The sequence below is a fragment of the Auraticoccus monumenti genome (genome assembly GCF_900101785.1).
Lineage (GTDB): Bacteria > Actinomycetota > Actinomycetes > Propionibacteriales > Propionibacteriaceae > Auraticoccus > Auraticoccus monumenti.
The window spans coordinates 1,978,977-1,994,497 of sequence record NZ_LT629688.1; the positions used below are offsets into that span (position 1 = coordinate 1,978,977).

The following is a 15,521-nucleotide window of genomic DNA, read 5'->3' on the forward strand; positions in this document are numbered from 1 at the left end:
CGTGCCCGACTCCATCGCCTCCCTCCAGCTCTCCTCGGTCGTGCTGCCGCTGGAGAACCCGGTCAGTGACGCCAAGGTCCTCACCGGCCGGCAGAAGCCGCTGACCGAGGTGGTGCTGCTGTTCGCCGAGGTGACCACCACCGACGGCGTGGAGGGGATGGGGTTCAGCTACTCCAAGCGGGCCGGCGGGCCGGCGCAGTACGCCCACCTCTGCGAGATCGCCGACGTGGCCATCGGGCAGGACCCCTCCGACATCGCCAAGGTCTACGACTCCCTGCTCTGGGCCGGGGCCTCGGTCGGGCGCTCGGGCGTGGCCACCCAGGCCATCGCCGCCCTGGACGTCGCCCTGCACGACCTCAAGGCCCGCCGGGCCGGGTTGCCGCTGGCCAAGCTGCTCGGCGCCTACCGGGACTCCTGCCGGGTCTACAACACCTCCGGCGGCTTCCTGCAGGCCTCGGTGGAGGAGATCAAGGAGAAGGCCACCGCCTCGCTGGAGGCCGGCATCGGCGGCATCAAGATCAAGGTCGGCCAGCCCGACTGGCGCACCGACCTGGAGCGGGTGGCTGCGGTCCGCGAGCACCTCGGCGCGACCCCGATGATGGTCGACGCCAACCAGCAGTGGGACCGGGCCCGGGCCCGGCGGATGTGCCGGGAGCTCGAGGCCTACGACCTGGTCTGGGTGGAGGAGCCGCTGGACGCCTGGGACGCCCAGGGCCACGCCGACCTCAGCCACACCTTCGACACCCCGATCGCCACCGGGGAGATGCTGACCTCCGTGCCGGAGCACCTGGCCCTGCTGGAGGCCGGCTACCGGGGCATCGTGCAGCCCGACGCCCCCCGGATCGGCGGCATCACGCCCTTCCTCCGCTTCGCCACCCTCGCGTCCCAGGCCGGTCTCGCGCTGGCCCCGCACTACGCGATGGAGATCCACATGCACCTGGCCGCGGCCTACCCGACCGAGCCGTGGGTGGAGCACTTCGAGTGGCTGAACCCGCTGTTCGAGGAGCGGATGGAGATCCGCGACGGCCGGATGTGGCTGCCCGACCGCCCGGGACTCGGCTTCACCCTGAGCGAGCAGATGCGGGCCCACACCGTGGCCACGGCGAGCTTCGGGAGCCCGCGCGGGTGACCGGCACCCTGGCCCAGCAGGTGGTGGCCGGCGTCAAGGAGCAGATCCTGGCCGGAGAGCTGGCCCCGGGGGCGAGGTTGCCCTCGGAGTCCAGCCTGATCGCCACCTTCGGGGTCTCCCGGACGGTGGTGCGCGAGGCGGTCTCCCGGCTGCAGGCCGAGGGGCTGGTGGAGACCTTCCAGGGCCGCGGCTCCTTCGTGCTGGCCGTCCCCGAGCCGTCGCCGTTCACCCTGCAGGCCTCGGCGCTGCGGACGTCGGCCGACGTGCTGGACATGATCGACTTCCGGCTCGGGGTGGAGTGCGAGGCGGCATCGCTGGCCGCGCGCCGGCTGTCGGCGACGTCCCGGGTGGGGGTGGAGGAGGCGCTGGCCGCCCTCGACGACGAGGCCCCCGAGCACGCCGTGGAGGCCGACTTCGCCTTCCACCGGGCGGTGGCCCGGGCCAGCGGCAACCGGTTCTTCGTCGACCTGCTGGACTCCCTCGGACCGATGATGATCATGCTCCCGCGGACCCGGCTGGGGGAGGAGCACTCACCCAGCGAGACCGCCTCCGCCGACCGCCTCCGCCGCGAGCACCAGGCGATCGCCGCCGCCGTGCTGGCCGGTGACGCCGACGGCGCCCGGGCCGCGATGCGCGTCCACCTGGCCAGCACCCGCCGCCGTCTCAGCCCCGCCTGACCGCTGTCGATCCGGGCACCCCTCGCACGTCATGGTGGTGACGGCGGGCAGCGGGTCCGCCGCGAGCCGAGGAGGAGCAGTGCCCGAGTACCTCATCTACTTCAACCAGCAGTGGGTCGGGGACCACACCGAGGAGTGGTTCCGCAGCCGGGTGGAGCCGTCGGTGGCCGTGGTGCACGACATGGAGGCCGCTGGCGTCCTGGTCTACGCCGGCGGTCTGGTGGAGGGCGCGCCCGCGTTCAGCGCCGACGCCACCAGCGGCACGCTCACCTTCTCCGAGGGGCCCTACACCGAGACCACGGAGGTCCTGGGTGGTCTCACCATCGTCGACGTGCCCGACGAGGCGACCGCCCGGATGTGGGCCGGGCGGATCGCCGAGGGGTGCGGCTGGCCGCAGGAGGTGCGTCTGTTCTCGCCCCGCCCGGACCGCCCGCGGAACCCCTGACGGGTCCCGCTCACCAGCGCAGCGTGTTGGGGGTGAAGTCGGGCTGCACCGTCTGCATGTAGGCGGTGTCGGCGCGGGCGCGGATGCCGCTGGAGAGGTACTGATCGTGCAGCCGTCCGAGCGCGTCGCGGTCCAGCTCCACGCCCAGCCCAGCGCCCGTGGGCACCGGCACCGAGCCGTCGACGAACTCCAGCACCCCGGGGAGCACCACGTCCTCGGTCTTCCACGGGTAGTGGGTGTCGCAGGCGTAGGTGAGGTTCGGGGTGGCGGCGGCCAGGTGCGTCATCGCGGCCAGGCTGACCCCCAGGTGGGAGTTGCTGTGCATGGACAGCCTCAGCCCGAAGGTGTCGCAGATCCCGGCCAGCAGCGTGGAGCGGCGCAGCCCGCCCCACAGGTGGTGGTCGGAGAGGATGACGTCCACCGCACCCTCCCGGACCGCCGGCGGGACGTGGTCGAAGGCGATCACGCACATGTTGGTGGCCAGCGGGAGGGAGGTGCGGGCGCGCACCTGGGCCATCCGGTCGATGCCCAGGGTGGGGTCCTCGAGGTACTCCAGCACCCCACCGAGCCGGTCGGCCACCTGCAGCGAGGTCTCCACCGTCCAGCCGCAGTTGGGGTCCAGCCGCAGCGGCACGCCGGGGAAGGCGTCGGCCAGCGCCTCGACCGCCTCGCACTCCTGGTCCGGGGGCAGCACGCCGCCCTTGAGCTTCAGCGAGCCGAAGCCCCAGCCGTCGACCATCCGGCGGGCCTGGGCCACGACCTGCTCCGGGGTCAGCGCCTCGCCCCACTCGTCGGCGTCCTGGCCGGGGTGGGCGCCCCACTTGTAGAACAGGTAGCCGCTGAACGGGACCCGGTCGCGGACCGCGCCGCCGAGCAGGTCCGAGACCGGTCGCCCGGTCTCGCGGCCCTGCAGGTCCAGGCAGGCCACCTCGAACGGGGAGAACACCTGGTCCACCGCGGAGTCGATGGCGAGCATCCCGCCGACGCTGTCCGACCCGCCACCGGTCTCCCGGCCCAGGGTCTCCACCACCACGCGGCGCAGCCCGTTCAGGTCGTACGGGTCGTGCCCGCCCAGCGCCTGCCCGACGGCTCGCAGCCGCTCCAGGTGCAGCTCGCCGGCGTAGGTCTCACCGAGCCCGAGGCTGCCGGCGTCGGTGTGCACCTCGACCATCGCGCGCAGGGCGTAGGGCTGGTGGACGCCGACCACGTTGAGCAGCGGCGGGTCGGCGAAGGCGACCGGGGTCACCACCACCCGGGAGATCCGCGAGCTCATCGGGTCGCCCCGGCGACGGACCCGCGGACGCCCGCGGTCGGCAGGAGCGGGCAGGGGTGCGGACGAAGAGCACGGGAGGGCATGGCGCCTCACTCCTTGGTCACCGGGGTGGTCGGCCGTCCGGCCGGTTGAGCCGACCGTACGAGGCTTGTGCGATGCCTGTCCAACGTCTGATCGGCATGGCCGGATACCTTCCCTGCATGAGCATCACCCTGGACCAGGTCCGCTGCTTCATCGCCGTGGCCGAGGAGCTCCACTTCGGCCGGGCCGCGGAGCGGATGCAGATGACCCAGCCCCCGCTGTCGCGCCAGGTGCAGAAGCTGGAGCGCGGGGTGGGTGCCCGGCTGCTCGAGCGCGGCAGCCGCGGGGTGTCCCTGACGGCGGCCGGCACGGCCTTCCTGGACGACGCCTACCGGATGGTGGCCACCGTGGAGGCCTCCGTGGCCCACGCCCGGCGGGTGGAGGGCGGCTCGGCCGGCACCGTCCACCTCGGCTTCACCGCCGTCTCCGCGATCGGGGTGCTGGGACCGCTGCTCGGCCTGCTGGAGCAGGACCTGCCCGACGTCGAGGTCGTCCTGCACGAGCGGGTCAGCGGCGCCCAGGTGGAGGGTCTGCGCCGCGGTGAGCTCGACCTCGGTCTGGCCCGCCCGCCCTTCGACACCGGTGCGCTGTCCTCCCGGGTGGTGGCGCGCGAGCCGCTGCACGCGGCCGTCCCGGTGGGCCACCGGCTGGCCGGGGTGGAGGGTCCGCTCGGGCCGGAGGACTTCGACGCCCAGGCGGTGATCGGCTACCACCCGACCCAGGCCCGCTACTTCCACGAGCTGTCGGTCCGGTTCCTGCTCAACAGCCAGGCCCGCACCGAGCAGCACGTCCAGCAGGTGCTGACCGCGCTGCTGCTGGTGGCGGCCGGGCAGGGGGTGGCCTTCGTGCCGGCCAGCGCGGCGGCCCTGGGGGTGGCCGGGGTGGTGCACAAGCCGCTGGTGGACCTGGCCGGGGCCCACGCCGACAGCGACCCTGCCCGCCCGGTGGAGCTGCACGCCATCTGGTCCCGGGGTGGGCTGACGCCGCTGCTGCGCCGGATCCTGCACCTGGTGCAGCAGGCCGCCGGTGGTGATGCCGTGAGGGCATGAAGCCATGCGTCAGAGGTGTTGGACGGGTATCGATCCGGTTGTCTACGGTGGGAGGACGCGTCGGCGACCCTCGCCGCGCACCCGCCCAGACAAGGACCGCTGACGTGCCTGCGCAGACCCCCTCCGAGCTCGCCGCCACCCTGGGCGGCGGCCTGCTCTCCTTCCCGGTGACGCACTTCGCCGCCGACCTCTCCTTCGACGAGGCCGCCTACCGCGAGCACCTGGAGTGGCAGAGCGGCTACGACGTCGCCGCGCTGTTCGCCGCCGGCGGTACCGGTGAGGGGTTCTCGCTGACCCTGGAGGAGAGCACCCGGGTGGTGCGCACCGCCGTCGAGGGCGTCGCCGGCGCGGTGCCCGTGCTCGCCCCCGCCACCGGTTCCACCGCCAACGCGGTGGCCCAGGTCCGGGCGGCCGAGGAGGCCGGGGCCAGCGGCATCCTGCTGATGCCGCCCTACCTGTCCGAGGCCAGCCAGGCCGGTCTGGTCGACCACGTCTCGGCCATCTGCGCAGCCACCAGCCTGGGGGTCGTCTACTACAGCCGGGCCAACGCGGTGCTGCTGGACGAGGCCGTCGAGGTGGCCTGCGACCGCAACCCCAACCTGGTCGGCTTCAAGGACGGCGTCGGCAACATCGAGCAGATGACCCGCACCTACGCCCGGATGGGGGACCGGCTGGTCTACATCGGCGGCCTCCCCACCGCGGAGACCTTCGCGCTGCCGCTGCTGCAGCTCGGCGTCACCACCTACTCCTCGGCCATCTTCAACTTCGTGCCCGAGTTCGCCCTGGAGTTCTACGCCGCGGTGCGGGCCCAGGACCACACCGAGGTCTACCGCCGGCTGAACGAGTTCGTGATCCCCTACACCCGGCTCCGGGACCGGTCCAAGGGCTATGCGGTCTCCATCGTCAAGGCCGGTCTGCAGGTCGTGGGACGTCCGGCCGGACCCGTCCGCCCGCCGCTGACCAACCTGACCGGTGACGAGCTGGCCGAGCTCGCCGAGCTCGTCCTCCCGATCGCGGGCTGATCGCCGTGGGAGCCACCATCGCCTCGGTCGAGGTCGTCCCGGTCGCCGGGCACGACTCGATGCTGCTCAACCTGAGCGGGGCCCACGGGCCGTACTTCACCCGCAACATCACCGTCGTCACCGACTCCGAGGGACGTACCGGGCTGGGGGAGGTGCCGGGTGGGGAGGCCATCCGCAGCACCATCGAGGAGGCCGGGCGGCTGCTGGCCGACCAGCCCGTGGCGCGGTTCCGCAGCCTGCTCCGCCAGGTCGCGGCCGCCTTCGCCGACCGGGACGCCGGCGGGCGCGGGCTGCAGACCTTCGACCTGCGCACCACCGTGCACGCCGTGACCGCGCTCGAGTCGGCGCTGCTGGACCTGGCCGGACAGGCCGACGGGGTACCGGTGGCCGAGCTGCTGGGTGACGGCCAGCAGCGTGACCGGGTGCCGATGCTGGGCTACCTGTTCTACGTCGGCGACCCCGACCGCACGGACCTGCCCTACGTCCGCGGGGACGGCGTGGACGGGGTCCAGGACGACTGGACCCGGCTCCGCCGCGAGGAGGCGATGACGCCCGCGGCCGTGGTCGCCCTGGCCGAGGCGGCCCAGCAGCGCTACGGCTTCAGCGACTTCAAGCTCAAGGGCGGCGTGCTGGCCGGTGAGGAGGAGGTCGAGGCCGTCACCGCGCTGGCCCGGCGGTTCCCCGACGCCCGGATCACCCTGGACCCCAACGGCGGCTGGCTGCTGGCCGACGCCATCCGGCTCTGCCGCGGGCTGGGTGACGTGCTGGCCTACGCCGAGGACCCGTGCGGCGCCGAGGGCGTCTACTCCGGCCGCGAGGTGATGGCGGAGTTCAAGCGCGCCACCGGGCTGCGGACGGCGACCAACATGATCGCCACCGACTGGCGCCAGATGGCTCACGCCATCCGGACCGACGCCGTGGACATCCCGCTGGCCGACCCGCACTTCTGGACCATGGCCGGCTCGGTCCGGGTGGCCCAGCTCTGCCACGAGTTCGGGCTGACCTGGGGCTCGCACTCCAACAACCACTTCGACGTCTCGCTGGCCATGTTCACCCACGTCGCCGCCGCGGCGCCGGGGGAGATCACCGCCCTGGACACCCACTGGATCTGGCAGGACGGCCAGGGTCTGACCACCGCGCCGCTGCAGATCCGCGACGGGGCGATCGACGTGCCCACCGCCCCCGGCCTGGGAGTGGAGCTGGACCGGGAGCGGCTGGCCGAGGCGCACGAGCTCTACCGCGAGCACGGCCTCGGCGCCCGCGACGACGCCGTGGCCATGCAGCACCTGGTGCCGGGGTGGACCTTCGACCCCAAGCGGCCCTGCCTCGTCCGCTGACGTCCCGGCGCGGGTGGCGACCTACCTGAGGAAGATCTCCACCACGGGCAGGGCCACCTGCGGCGGTCGGACCGGGAGGGTGAGCGTCACCGTCCCGGCGGGCTGACCGCCCATCTCGGTGTTCTGCGCCACCTTGTCCGGGTCGGCCTCGGTGAAGGCCACCTCCGAGGCGTCGTTCATCAGCTGGGCGTAGGCGATCCGCCCGGCCAGGTCGGGGATGTGGACGTGGCGCATCGGCCAGGTCAGCAGGTGCAGGAAGAGCCGGTCACCGTTCTGGGTGAACGTCGTCCCGGGCGGTGCGGTGAACGAGGAGGGACCCGCGCCGTGGACCGAGTCGGCGTGCAGGTCCATCCAGGCCCCGATCTCGGCCAGCCGAGCCAGGTCCGGCGGGTCGATCTCGCCGCGCCCGTTGGGGCCGACGTTGAGGAGCAGGTTGCCGCCCTTGGCGACCCCGTCCACCAGCATCCGGATCAGCAGGTCCACCGGTTTGGCGTCCAGGTTGTCCCGGTCGTAGCCCCAGCTCCCGTTGATGGTCTGGCAGGCCTCCCAGACCACCGGCTCCCCGTCGCGCAGCATCGGGGCGGATGGCTGGTACTGCTCGGGGGTGACGAGGTCGCCGGGGATGTCGAGTCGGTCGTTGACGACGATGCCCGGCTGCAGCTCGCGGGTGAGCGCCATCAGCTCCTCGGACCCCCAGTCCGCGCGTCCCTTGCCGGGGAAGCGCTCGCTGGACAGGTGGGGGTAGGAGAAGTCGTAGAAGAGGTAGGAGATCTCGCCGTAGCCGGTGAGCAGCTCGCGGACCTGCCCGTGCAGGTACTCCCGGTAGCGGGCGATGTCGCGCCCCTCGTTGAGCGCGGCCGCGTCGGGGTGGTCGCGCAGCGGGTGCACCTCGTCGATCGGGAAGTCCGGGTGGTGCCAGTCGATCAGCGAGTGGTAGAAGCCGACCTTGAGCCCGGCTCCGCGGACGGCTGCCACGAACTCGGCCACCGCGTCCCGACCGAACGGGGTGTTCGTGGACCTGTAGTCGGTCAGGGCGGAGTCCCAGAGGCAGAAGCCCTCGTGGTGCTTGGTGGTCAGGACGACGTACTTCATCCCCGCCGCGGCCGCGGCCTCGGCCCACCGGGTGGGGTCGTAGCGGTCCACCACGAAGCGTTCGGCGTACCGCTCGTAGCGCTCCGGCTCGATCCGCTCGCGGTTCTGCACCCACTCGTGGCGGGCGAGCAGGCTGTACAGCCCCCAGTGGACGAACATCCCGAACCGGTCGTGGGTGAACCAGGCCTGGTCCTCGGGCATCGCTGCCTTCCTCTCGCTCCGCTGCGGCGGTCGTCGCGGTGATCCTCAGTCATCAGATCACTCGTCAATGCCTCTCATGCTTCCACGAGCTCAGGGCCGCCGTCCACCCCCTCCTCGACGGGTGGACCGCCGGCGTCGGATGCGGAGGTGGAGAGCACGCCCGATCAGTTCTGCGCGCTCAGGCCCTTCGGCTGGGTGATGCGCCAGCAAAGTGACGAGGTTCGAGATCGTCGGTCCGAAGTGGTTGCGCAACTCGCTCAAACATCGGATGCTTCGGGACAAAGGTCGGAGAAGTTCGGCCCTGGCCACAAGGAAGTGCCCAATGACCTCAGAGTTCTTCACCCCGAAGGTGACCCGACGGGACGTGCTGCGCGGATCCGCGGTGGGCCTCGGGGCCCTGGCCCTCGGGCCGGCGCTCGCGGCCTGCTCCGGGGAAGCAGCTGACCCAGCGAGCCCGCAGGGCGTCGAGGACGTGCCCAAGATCGAGCTGGGTGAACCGCGTCCCGACGTCACCTACCCCGACGGCTACGTCGGTCCCCGCGCCCACGACCGCGCGCCCTTCGGCGACGGCACCACCACCTTCCGCGTGGTGGTGCCCCAGGACGCCACCACGGTGGGGGACTGGACGACCAACAAGACGAGCATCGAGATGGAGCGCCGGACCGGGCTCAAGGTGGAGTACGTGCCGGTGCTGGTGCGCGGGACCGACGGCTCGATCGACATGACCAAGATCAACGCGATGCTGGCGAGCGGGGACCTGCCCGACGCCTTCCTCGGCATCCCGTTCACCACCGCCCAGCTCTCCCTCTACGGTCAGCAGGGTGTCTTCGTCGCCCTCGACGACCTGATCGAGACCTACGCCCCGATGACCAGGCAGGCGATGAGCGAGTACCCGGACCTCCGCGGGCTGAAGGCCGGGACCGACAACAAGCTCTACACGATGCTCGGGGTCAACGACTGCTACCACTGCCGTTCCTCCAACAACCGGGCCTGGGTGTCGCAGACCTACCTGGACGACATCGGGGCCTCGATGCCGCAGACCACCGAGGAGCTGCGCGAGGTGCTGCTGGAGTTCAAGAACAGCAACCCGTCGGGCAAGTCGGGCTTCATGCCCTTCGCCTCGTCCGAGTCCACCCCGATCGACACGTACTTCATGAACGCCTTCACCTACAACCCCGGTGGGAACCAGCTCGGTGGCTGGCTGAGCCTCGACGGCGGTGCCGTCAAGTTCGTGGCCAACACCCCGGAGTGGCGGGAGGGGCTGAGGTACCTGCACCAGCTGGGGCAGGACGGCACCCTCACCCGGGCGACGTTCACCATGAAGGACACCGAGCTGCAGCAGAACGGGAACAAGGGTCTGGTGGGCTTCACCCGTTCCTACTGGTGGGGTTCGTTCTTCAACCCGGTGGCCCTGGACATGGACGCTCCCTGGCGCGACTACGTGGCCGTCCCCCCGCTGCAGGGCCCTGGTGGTGTGCAGTACACCGGCTGGAACTACTACGGCTACGCCACCGACGGCCTGCAGATCACCTCGACCTGCGCCGACCCCGGCAAGCTGGTCCAGTGGGCTGACTACCAGATGGACCTCGAGGCCACGATGTGGAGCTACGCCGGCGTCCAGGACGACAACTGGACCTTCGACCCCTCCGGGGAGGGCATCAACGGCAAGACCTCGTTGTTCTCCAACAAGCTCTTCCCGGCGCCGACGGGGCAGTCGTGGAGCCAGTACGCGGTGATGTACCGCACCTCGGACTTCCGCCTGGGGGAGAAGGTGGATGCGAGTGCACCGACCTTCGAGGCCGGGTTGTACGAGGCCGGTCAGGGCTACGAGGCCTTCGCCGAGCCGCAGGAGATGCAGCTCCCGCCGCTGATCATCTCCGACGCCGACAGCGCGGCGGTGGCCGACACCGCGACGGCGATCAACTCGGCGGTGAAGACGGCCCTGGCCGAGTTCGCGCTGGGGGACCGCGACCCCAGCTCCGACGCCGACTGGCAGTCCTACACCGACCAGTTCAGCGCCATGGGGATGGACGCCTACCTGCAGTCCCACCAGGCCGCCTACGACACCCGCCCGCAGTGAGCAGCGCGCTGGGGGAGGTGAGCCGATGAAGATCAGGGAGACCGCCGGCGACCGGACCTTCCACACGCTGAACATCGCGGTGCTCTCGGTCTTCACGATCCTGGTGCTGTACCCGCTGGTCTTCGTGGTCAGCGCGTCCTTCTCCAGCGCGCAGGCGATCGCCAACCAGGAGGTCTACCTCTGGCCGGTGGGCTTCAACGCCGAGGCCTACGCGACGGTGCTGGCCTCCCCCGGCCTGATCACGGGATTTCTCAACTCGATCTTCTACACCGTGTTCGGAGCACTGATCGGGACCGTGCTGACGGTGCTGGCCGGCTACGCCGTCTCCCGTGACGACCTGCCGTTCCGCAAGTCGCTCACGTTCTTCTTCCTGATCCCCACCCTGGTGTCGGCGGGCATCGTCCCGACCTACATCGTGGTGCGGCAGATGGGTCTGCTGGACACGCGGTGGGCCATCCTGCTGCCGGGGGCGATGAGCGTGTTCAACGTGATCATCACCCGGACCTTCTACAAGATGAGCGTCCCCCACGAGATGCTCGAGGCGGCCAAGGTCGACGGGGCGAGCGACTTCAACTTCTTCTTCCGGGTCGCGCTCCCGCTGTCCAAGCCGATCATCGCGGTCAACCTGCTGTTCTACGGGCTGGCGCAGTGGAACGGCTGGTTCTCGGCGTTCCTCTACACCAACTCCCCGGACCTGGCGCCGATCCAGCTGGTGCTGCGCGAGCTGCTCGCGCAGAGCCAGGTCAACCCCGCGATGATCGGTGGCGGCGACGTGTCCGAGATCCTGCGACGACGAGAGCTGTTCGACAAGCTGAAGTACGCCATGATCGTGATCGCGATGATCCCGCCGTTGATCGCCTACCCGTTCGTCCAGAAGCACTTCGTCAAGGGCGCGCTGATCGGGTCGATCAAGTGAGCGCGCGCGAGCAGGTGAGCCCGCGGGAGCTGACCGCGGTGGCGCTGACCGCGGACGAGCTGGTCGAGTCGGTCGGCGAGCAGGAGCCGCGGCGGCGGACGGGCCTCGGCAGGAGGCTGCGGCGGAGCTGGCAGCTGTACGTGCTGCTGATCCCCCCGATCATCTACTGCGTGCTGTTCCTGTACTGGCCGATGTACGGGCTGCAGCTGGCGTTCAAGGACTTCAACATCATGAAGGGCATCACCGCCAGCCCGTGGGCGGGGATGAAGTACGTCAACCAGTTCGTCGACTCCTACCTCTTCTGGCCGGTGCTGTGGAACACCATCGTGCTGAACCTGTACGCGCTGGTGGCCCTCTTCCCGCTGCCCATCCTGCTGGCCCTGCTGCTCAACCAGGTGCGCAACGCCCGGTTCCGCAAGACGGTCCAGATGATCACCTACGCGCCCTACTTCATCTCCGTCGTGGTGCTGGTGGGCATCGTGCTGATGCTCTTCTCACCCAACACCGGCATCGTCAACGTGCCGATCCGCGAGCTGACCGGCGAGCCGATCGACTTCCTCGGCCCCGAGATGTTCCGCCACACCTACGTGTGGTCGGGTGCCTGGCAGACCCTCGGTTACTCCGCGATCATCTACCTGGCCGCCTTGGCCGGTGTGGACCCGGAGCTGCACGAGGCGGCACGGGTGGACGGGGCGGGCGTGCTGCGCAGGATGTGGCACATCGACCTCCCCAGCATCCTGCCGGTCACCATCACGTTGCTCATCCTGAACATGGGGCAGATCCTCAGCACCGGGTTCGAGAAGGTGCTGCTGATGCAGACCCCGTTGAACACGTCGGTCTCGCAGGTGATCGACACCTACGCCTACCAGGTGGCCTTCAACTCCCAGATCCCGCAGTACTCCTACGCCACCGCGATCGGGTTGTTCAAGTCGATCATCTCGCTGGTGATGATCCTGCTGGCGAACTGGCTGGCGCGGAGGGTGGCCAAGCAGAGCCTGTTCTGAGCGGGGTGGTCAGCAGGGGCGTTCCAGCACGACGTGGTCACCTCCGGTGCCGTCGCGGCGCCGGGCCGTCCCGGTCGTCCGCCCGCAGCGGGTGAACCCGCAGGCCCCGGCCACGGCCAGCGAGGCGGCGTTGCCCTCCGCCGCCCGGATGATCAACCGGCGCGGAGGGTGGTCGGTCAGCAGGTGCTGGACCACCCGGGAGACGGCCTCGGTGGTGAGGCCGCGGCCGCGGGCGTCGGGGTGGGTCCAGTAGCCGAGCTCGAGGCCGTCCGAGTGGCCGTGGACGCCGACGGTCCCCACCAGCAGGTCGCGGTCGCGCTCGACCACCGCCCAGGTCCGGCCGTCCAGGGCGCCGGTGCGGGTGGCCAGCCGGAACGCGGCGGCGTCGGCGAGGGTGTAGGGGGAGGGGAGGTGCGACAGCCAGTGCTGGGTGAGCGGGTCGGCGCAGCCCTCGGCGACGCGGACGTCGTCGCTGCGCCGGTGGCCCCGCAGCACCAGCCGGTCGGTCTCGAGCACGGGCACCTCCGCGGGGTGGCGCTGGGCCCGCTCGGTGGGGGCCAGCGTTCCCACCCAGGCGTCCACCAGCTCGTCGCGGTGGTCCAGGTAGCGCGGCACGACGCCGTCGCTGACCCGGAACCCGGTGCTCCAGGCGAGGGTCCGTGAGCCCCAGTTGCCGACCTCGGTCCACCAGACCACGGCCCGCAGACCGAGGGTGTCGAAGGCGTGGTCGAGCACCAGCTCGACGGCCGTCCGCATCGCCCCGGTGCCGCGCACGGCCGGGTGGGCCCCGAAGGCGACCTCGCCCCGCCCGCCGTCGAGGGCGCGCACCTCCACCGTGCCGCTGAAGCGCCGCACGCCGTCGGGGTGGGTGGTCTCGACCGCGAACAGGTGGGAGGTGCCGCCGGCCCAGGCCTGCGGGATCGCGCTGGTGATCCAGTCCCGCGCCATCGCGTCGTCGTAACCCAGCGGCACCGTGGTCCAGCGCACCGAGTGCGGGTCGGTGCACTGCTCGACCACGGCGTCCACGTCCTCGAGCCGGTGGGCGCGCAGCACGACGTCCCCGTCTGCCAGCGTGGGGACGTCCTCGGGGAACCGGCGGGGAGGGAAGCTCACCGGAGCACCTTCTCCACCCCGCCGCCCGACGGCAACCCCATTCGCCGGTCAGAGCGGGAGCGGGGAAGATCCGGCACGGCAGTTGGTGCCGGACCAGCACCGCAGGGCGGCGATCAGTCGCGGCCGAAGATGTCGCGCGTGTAGACCTTGTCGGCGGCGGCGTCCAGGGCGGGGGTGCGGCGGTTGGCCACGATGACGTCGGAGCGGGCGATGAAGTCGTCCAGGTCGGCGACCACCTCCGAGCCCAGGAACGTCGGCTCCTCCAGCGTCGGCTCGTGCACGATGACCTCGATGCCGTGGTCCTTGAGCCGCTGCATGATGCCCTGCACCGAGGAGGAGCGGAAGTTGTCGGACTCGCTCTTCATGATCAGCCGGTAGACCCCGACGACCACCGGGGAGCGGCGCAGGATGTCCCCGACCACGAAGTCCATCCGGGTCTGGTTCGCCTCGACCACCGCCAGGATCAGGTTCTGCGGGACGTCCTGGTAGTTGGCCAGCAGCTGGCGGGTGTCCTTGGGCAGGCAGTAGCCGCCGTAGCCGAAGGAGGGGTTGTTGTAGTGCGAGCCGATCCGGGGGTCCATCCCCACGCCGGTGATGATCTGGCGGGTGTCGAGACCGTGCGCGGTGGCGAAGGAGTCCAGCTCGTTGAAGTAGGCCACCCGCAGCGCCAGGTAGGTGTTGGCGAAGAGCTTGATCGCCTCCGCCTCGGTCGAGCCGGTCAGCAGCACCGGGACGTCCTTGTCCAGGGCGCCCTCCAGCAGCAGCTCGGCGAACTCCTTGCCGCGCGGGGAGGTCTCACCCACCACGATCCGTGACGGGTGCAGGGTGTCGTGCAGCGCGCGGCCCTCGCGGAGGAACTCCGGGGAGAACAGGATGGACGCGTCGGGGTGCTCCGCCTGCATCCTGGCGGTGAAGCCCACCGGCACCGTCGACTTGATCACCACCACCGCGCCCGGCTCGATGGCCAGCACGTCGGCGAGCACGCTCTCCACCGAGGAGGTGTCGAAGTAGTTGGTGTCGGGGTCGTAGTCGGTGGGGGTGGCGATGACCACGTAGTCCGCGCCCCGGTAGGCCGTCTCCTTGTCGGTGGTGGCCACCAGCGACAGCTCCTGGGTGGCCAGGTGCTCCTCCAGCTCGGGCTCCACGATGGGGGAGCGGCGCTGGTTGACCAGCGCCACCTTGGCCTCGTCGATGTCGAGGGCGACCACGTCGTGGTGCTGGGCCAGCACGGCGGCGTTGGACAGTCCGACGTAACCGGTCCCGGCGACGGCGATCTTCATGGGCGGTTCTCCCGGGGTCGGCGGCTGGTCGCTCGTCATGCTAGTGCGACGGGAGGCGTGAGGGGGCGCTCAGAGGGGGAGTCGGCGGAAGATCGCGCGGGGCACGTGGCGCAGGATCATCATCACCCAGCGGAACGCCCCGGGGACCCAGATCAGCTCCTTGCCGGCCCGGGCGGCGGCGACGGTCTGCTCGGCCACCTGCTCCGGGGTCACCGACAGCGGCGCGGCGTCCAGGCCCTCGGTCATCTTGGAGTGCACGAACCCGGGCCGCACCACCAGCACCGTCACCCCGTGCGGGGCCAGGGCCTCGCCCAGACCGAGGTAGAAGCCGTCCAGGCCGGCCTTGGTCGAGCCGTAGACGAAGTTCGAGCGGCGCACCCGCTCACCGGCCACCGAGGAGAGCACCACGATCTGGCCGTGGCCCTGGCGGCGCATCGCCTCGGCCAGCAGGACGCCGGTGTGCACCGGGGCGGTGAAGTTCACCTCGGCCAGCTCCAGGGCGTGCTCGGCGTCGGTCCAGGCCCGCTCGGCCTCGCCCAGGACGCCGAAGGCCACCACGGCGAGGTCGATGTCGCCACCGGCGAAGGCCTGCTCGATCGTGGCGGCGTGGGTCTCGGTGCGCCGGGCCTCGAAGTCGACCGTCTCCACGGTGAACCCCTCGGCGGTCAGCGCGCTCGCGGCGGTGTCGCGGCGCTCCCCGGCCCGGGCGGCCAGCACCAGCCGCGGCCGGACGTCGGCGTAGCGGCGCGCGATGGCCAGGGCGATGTCGGAGGTGCCGCCGAGCAGCAGCACGGCCTGGGGGTTGCCGAGGGCGTCCATGTC

Annotated in this window: 14 protein-coding genes; 9 read left to right on the forward strand and 5 right to left on the reverse strand. The window is 71.1% G+C overall.

Annotated elements, in window-relative coordinates; genetic code table 11:
• The first annotated feature begins 1 nt into the window (after position 1).
• The 3 genes from BLT52_RS09130 to BLT52_RS09140 all read left to right on the forward strand — a co-directional run bounded on the left by BLT52_RS09130 (position 2) and on the right by BLT52_RS09140 (position 2,251).
• Positions 2 to 1,129 (forward strand): L-talarate/galactarate dehydratase, encoded by a 1,128-nt coding sequence (locus BLT52_RS09130; protein ID WP_090592589.1) that lies wholly within the window; start codon positions 2 to 4, stop codon positions 1,127 to 1,129.
• The gene (locus tag BLT52_RS09135; RefSeq protein WP_090592591.1) at positions 1,126 to 1,806 is read left to right on the forward strand and encodes a FadR/GntR family transcriptional regulator; all 681 of its coding nucleotides are present in this window, start codon (positions 1,126 to 1,128) and stop codon (positions 1,804 to 1,806) included. The genes BLT52_RS09130 and BLT52_RS09135 overlap by 4 nt, the downstream gene beginning before the upstream one ends.
• A gap of 79 nt (positions 1,807 to 1,885) precedes the next feature.
• On the forward strand, positions 1,886 to 2,251 hold the full coding sequence (locus tag BLT52_RS09140; RefSeq protein ID WP_090592593.1) for a YciI family protein: 366 nt from the start codon (positions 1,886 to 1,888) through the stop codon (positions 2,249 to 2,251).
• Between the two features lie 10 nt (positions 2,252 to 2,261).
• Here BLT52_RS09140 and BLT52_RS09145 read toward each other — a convergent pair whose 3' ends face one another.
• Complete coding sequence (locus tag BLT52_RS09145; RefSeq protein ID WP_090592596.1) at positions 2,262 to 3,524, reverse strand: glucarate dehydratase family protein; 1,263 nt, start codon at positions 3,522 to 3,524, stop codon at positions 2,262 to 2,264.
• 200 nt (positions 3,525 to 3,724) lie between these two features.
• Here BLT52_RS09145 and BLT52_RS09150 point away from each other — a divergent pair, with 200 nt between their 5' ends.
• From BLT52_RS09150 to BLT52_RS09160, 3 genes are all read left to right on the forward strand, one after another.
• Entirely contained in the window at positions 3,725 to 4,654 is a 930-nt protein-coding gene (locus BLT52_RS09150; RefSeq protein WP_090592597.1) for a LysR family transcriptional regulator, read from the forward strand.
• A gap of 104 nt (positions 4,655 to 4,758) precedes the next feature.
• Complete coding sequence (gene kdgD / locus BLT52_RS09155) at positions 4,759 to 5,676, forward strand: 5-dehydro-4-deoxyglucarate dehydratase (RefSeq protein ID WP_090592600.1); 918 nt, start codon at positions 4,759 to 4,761, stop codon at positions 5,674 to 5,676.
• A gap of 5 nt (positions 5,677 to 5,681) precedes the next feature.
• On the forward strand, positions 5,682 to 7,013 hold the full coding sequence (locus BLT52_RS09160) for an enolase C-terminal domain-like protein (protein WP_269457592.1): 1,332 nt from the start codon (positions 5,682 to 5,684) through the stop codon (positions 7,011 to 7,013).
• A gap of 21 nt (positions 7,014 to 7,034) precedes the next feature.
• Here the strand turns inward: BLT52_RS09160 and BLT52_RS09165 are convergent, their stop codons facing one another.
• Complete coding sequence (locus BLT52_RS09165; RefSeq protein WP_090592602.1) at positions 7,035 to 8,306, reverse strand: alpha-L-fucosidase; 1,272 nt, start codon at positions 8,304 to 8,306, stop codon at positions 7,035 to 7,037.
• A gap of 322 nt (positions 8,307 to 8,628) precedes the next feature.
• Here BLT52_RS09165 and BLT52_RS09170 point away from each other — a divergent pair, with 322 nt between their 5' ends.
• Genes BLT52_RS09170 through BLT52_RS09180 form a run of 3 tightly spaced genes read left to right on the forward strand, consistent with a single transcriptional unit; the run spans position 8,629 to position 12,306 of the window.
• Positions 8,629 to 10,386 (forward strand): type 2 periplasmic-binding domain-containing protein, encoded by a 1,758-nt coding sequence (locus BLT52_RS09170; RefSeq protein WP_090592604.1) that lies wholly within the window; start codon positions 8,629 to 8,631, stop codon positions 10,384 to 10,386.
• Positions 10,387 to 10,411: 25 nt separating this feature from the next.
• On the forward strand, positions 10,412 to 11,302 hold the full coding sequence (locus BLT52_RS09175) for a carbohydrate ABC transporter permease (protein ID WP_090592606.1): 891 nt from the start codon (positions 10,412 to 10,414) through the stop codon (positions 11,300 to 11,302).
• Positions 11,299 to 12,306: an ABC transporter permease gene (locus BLT52_RS09180; protein WP_197679266.1), complete on the forward strand. Its 1,008-nt coding sequence runs from the start codon at positions 11,299 to 11,301 to the stop codon at positions 12,304 to 12,306. Before BLT52_RS09175 ends, BLT52_RS09180 begins: the two co-directional genes overlap by 4 nt.
• A gap of 9 nt (positions 12,307 to 12,315) precedes the next feature.
• On the opposite strand, the gene BLT52_RS09185 is transcribed toward BLT52_RS09180, so the two are convergent.
• The 3 genes from BLT52_RS09185 to BLT52_RS09195 form a co-directional block, all read right to left on the reverse strand.
• Positions 12,316 to 13,419 (reverse strand): GNAT family N-acetyltransferase, encoded by a 1,104-nt coding sequence (locus BLT52_RS09185; RefSeq protein WP_090592608.1) that lies wholly within the window; start codon positions 13,417 to 13,419, stop codon positions 12,316 to 12,318.
• A 113-nt stretch (positions 13,420 to 13,532) separates the two neighbouring features.
• Positions 13,533 to 14,699, reverse strand: a complete 1,167-nt coding sequence (locus BLT52_RS09190) for a nucleotide sugar dehydrogenase (RefSeq protein ID WP_090592610.1) — start codon at positions 14,697 to 14,699, stop codon at positions 13,533 to 13,535.
• 69 nt (positions 14,700 to 14,768) lie between these two features.
• Positions 14,769 to 15,518, reverse strand: a complete 750-nt coding sequence (locus BLT52_RS09195) for a decaprenylphospho-beta-D-erythro-pentofuranosid-2-ulose 2-reductase (protein WP_090592612.1) — start codon at positions 15,516 to 15,518, stop codon at positions 14,769 to 14,771.
• Positions 15,519 to 15,521: the final 3 nt, after the last annotated feature.

What these genes read in the sequence shown, in the direction of transcription:
- BLT52_RS09145 (WP_090592596.1), bottom strand. Translation starts at nt 3,524, where the DNA reads ATGAGCTCGCGGATCTCCCGGGTGGTGGTGACCCCGGTCGCCTTCGCC.
- BLT52_RS09150 (WP_090592597.1), top strand. Translation starts at nt 3,725, where the DNA reads ATGAGCATCACCCTGGACCAGGTCCGCTGCTTCATCGCCGTGGCCGAG.
- BLT52_RS09165 (WP_090592602.1), bottom strand. Translation starts at nt 8,306, where the DNA reads ATGCCCGAGGACCAGGCCTGGTTCACCCACGACCGGTTCGGGATGTTC.
- BLT52_RS09170 (WP_090592604.1), top strand. Translation starts at nt 8,629, where the DNA reads ATGACCTCAGAGTTCTTCACCCCGAAGGTGACCCGACGGGACGTGCTG.
- BLT52_RS09175 (WP_090592606.1), top strand. Translation starts at nt 10,412, where the DNA reads ATGAAGATCAGGGAGACCGCCGGCGACCGGACCTTCCACACGCTGAAC.
- BLT52_RS09190 (WP_090592610.1), bottom strand. Translation starts at nt 14,699, where the DNA reads ATGAAGATCGCCGTCGCCGGGACCGGTTACGTCGGACTGTCCAACGCC.
- BLT52_RS09195 (WP_090592612.1), bottom strand. Translation starts at nt 15,518, where the DNA reads ATGGACGCCCTCGGCAACCCCCAGGCCGTGCTGCTGCTCGGCGGCACC.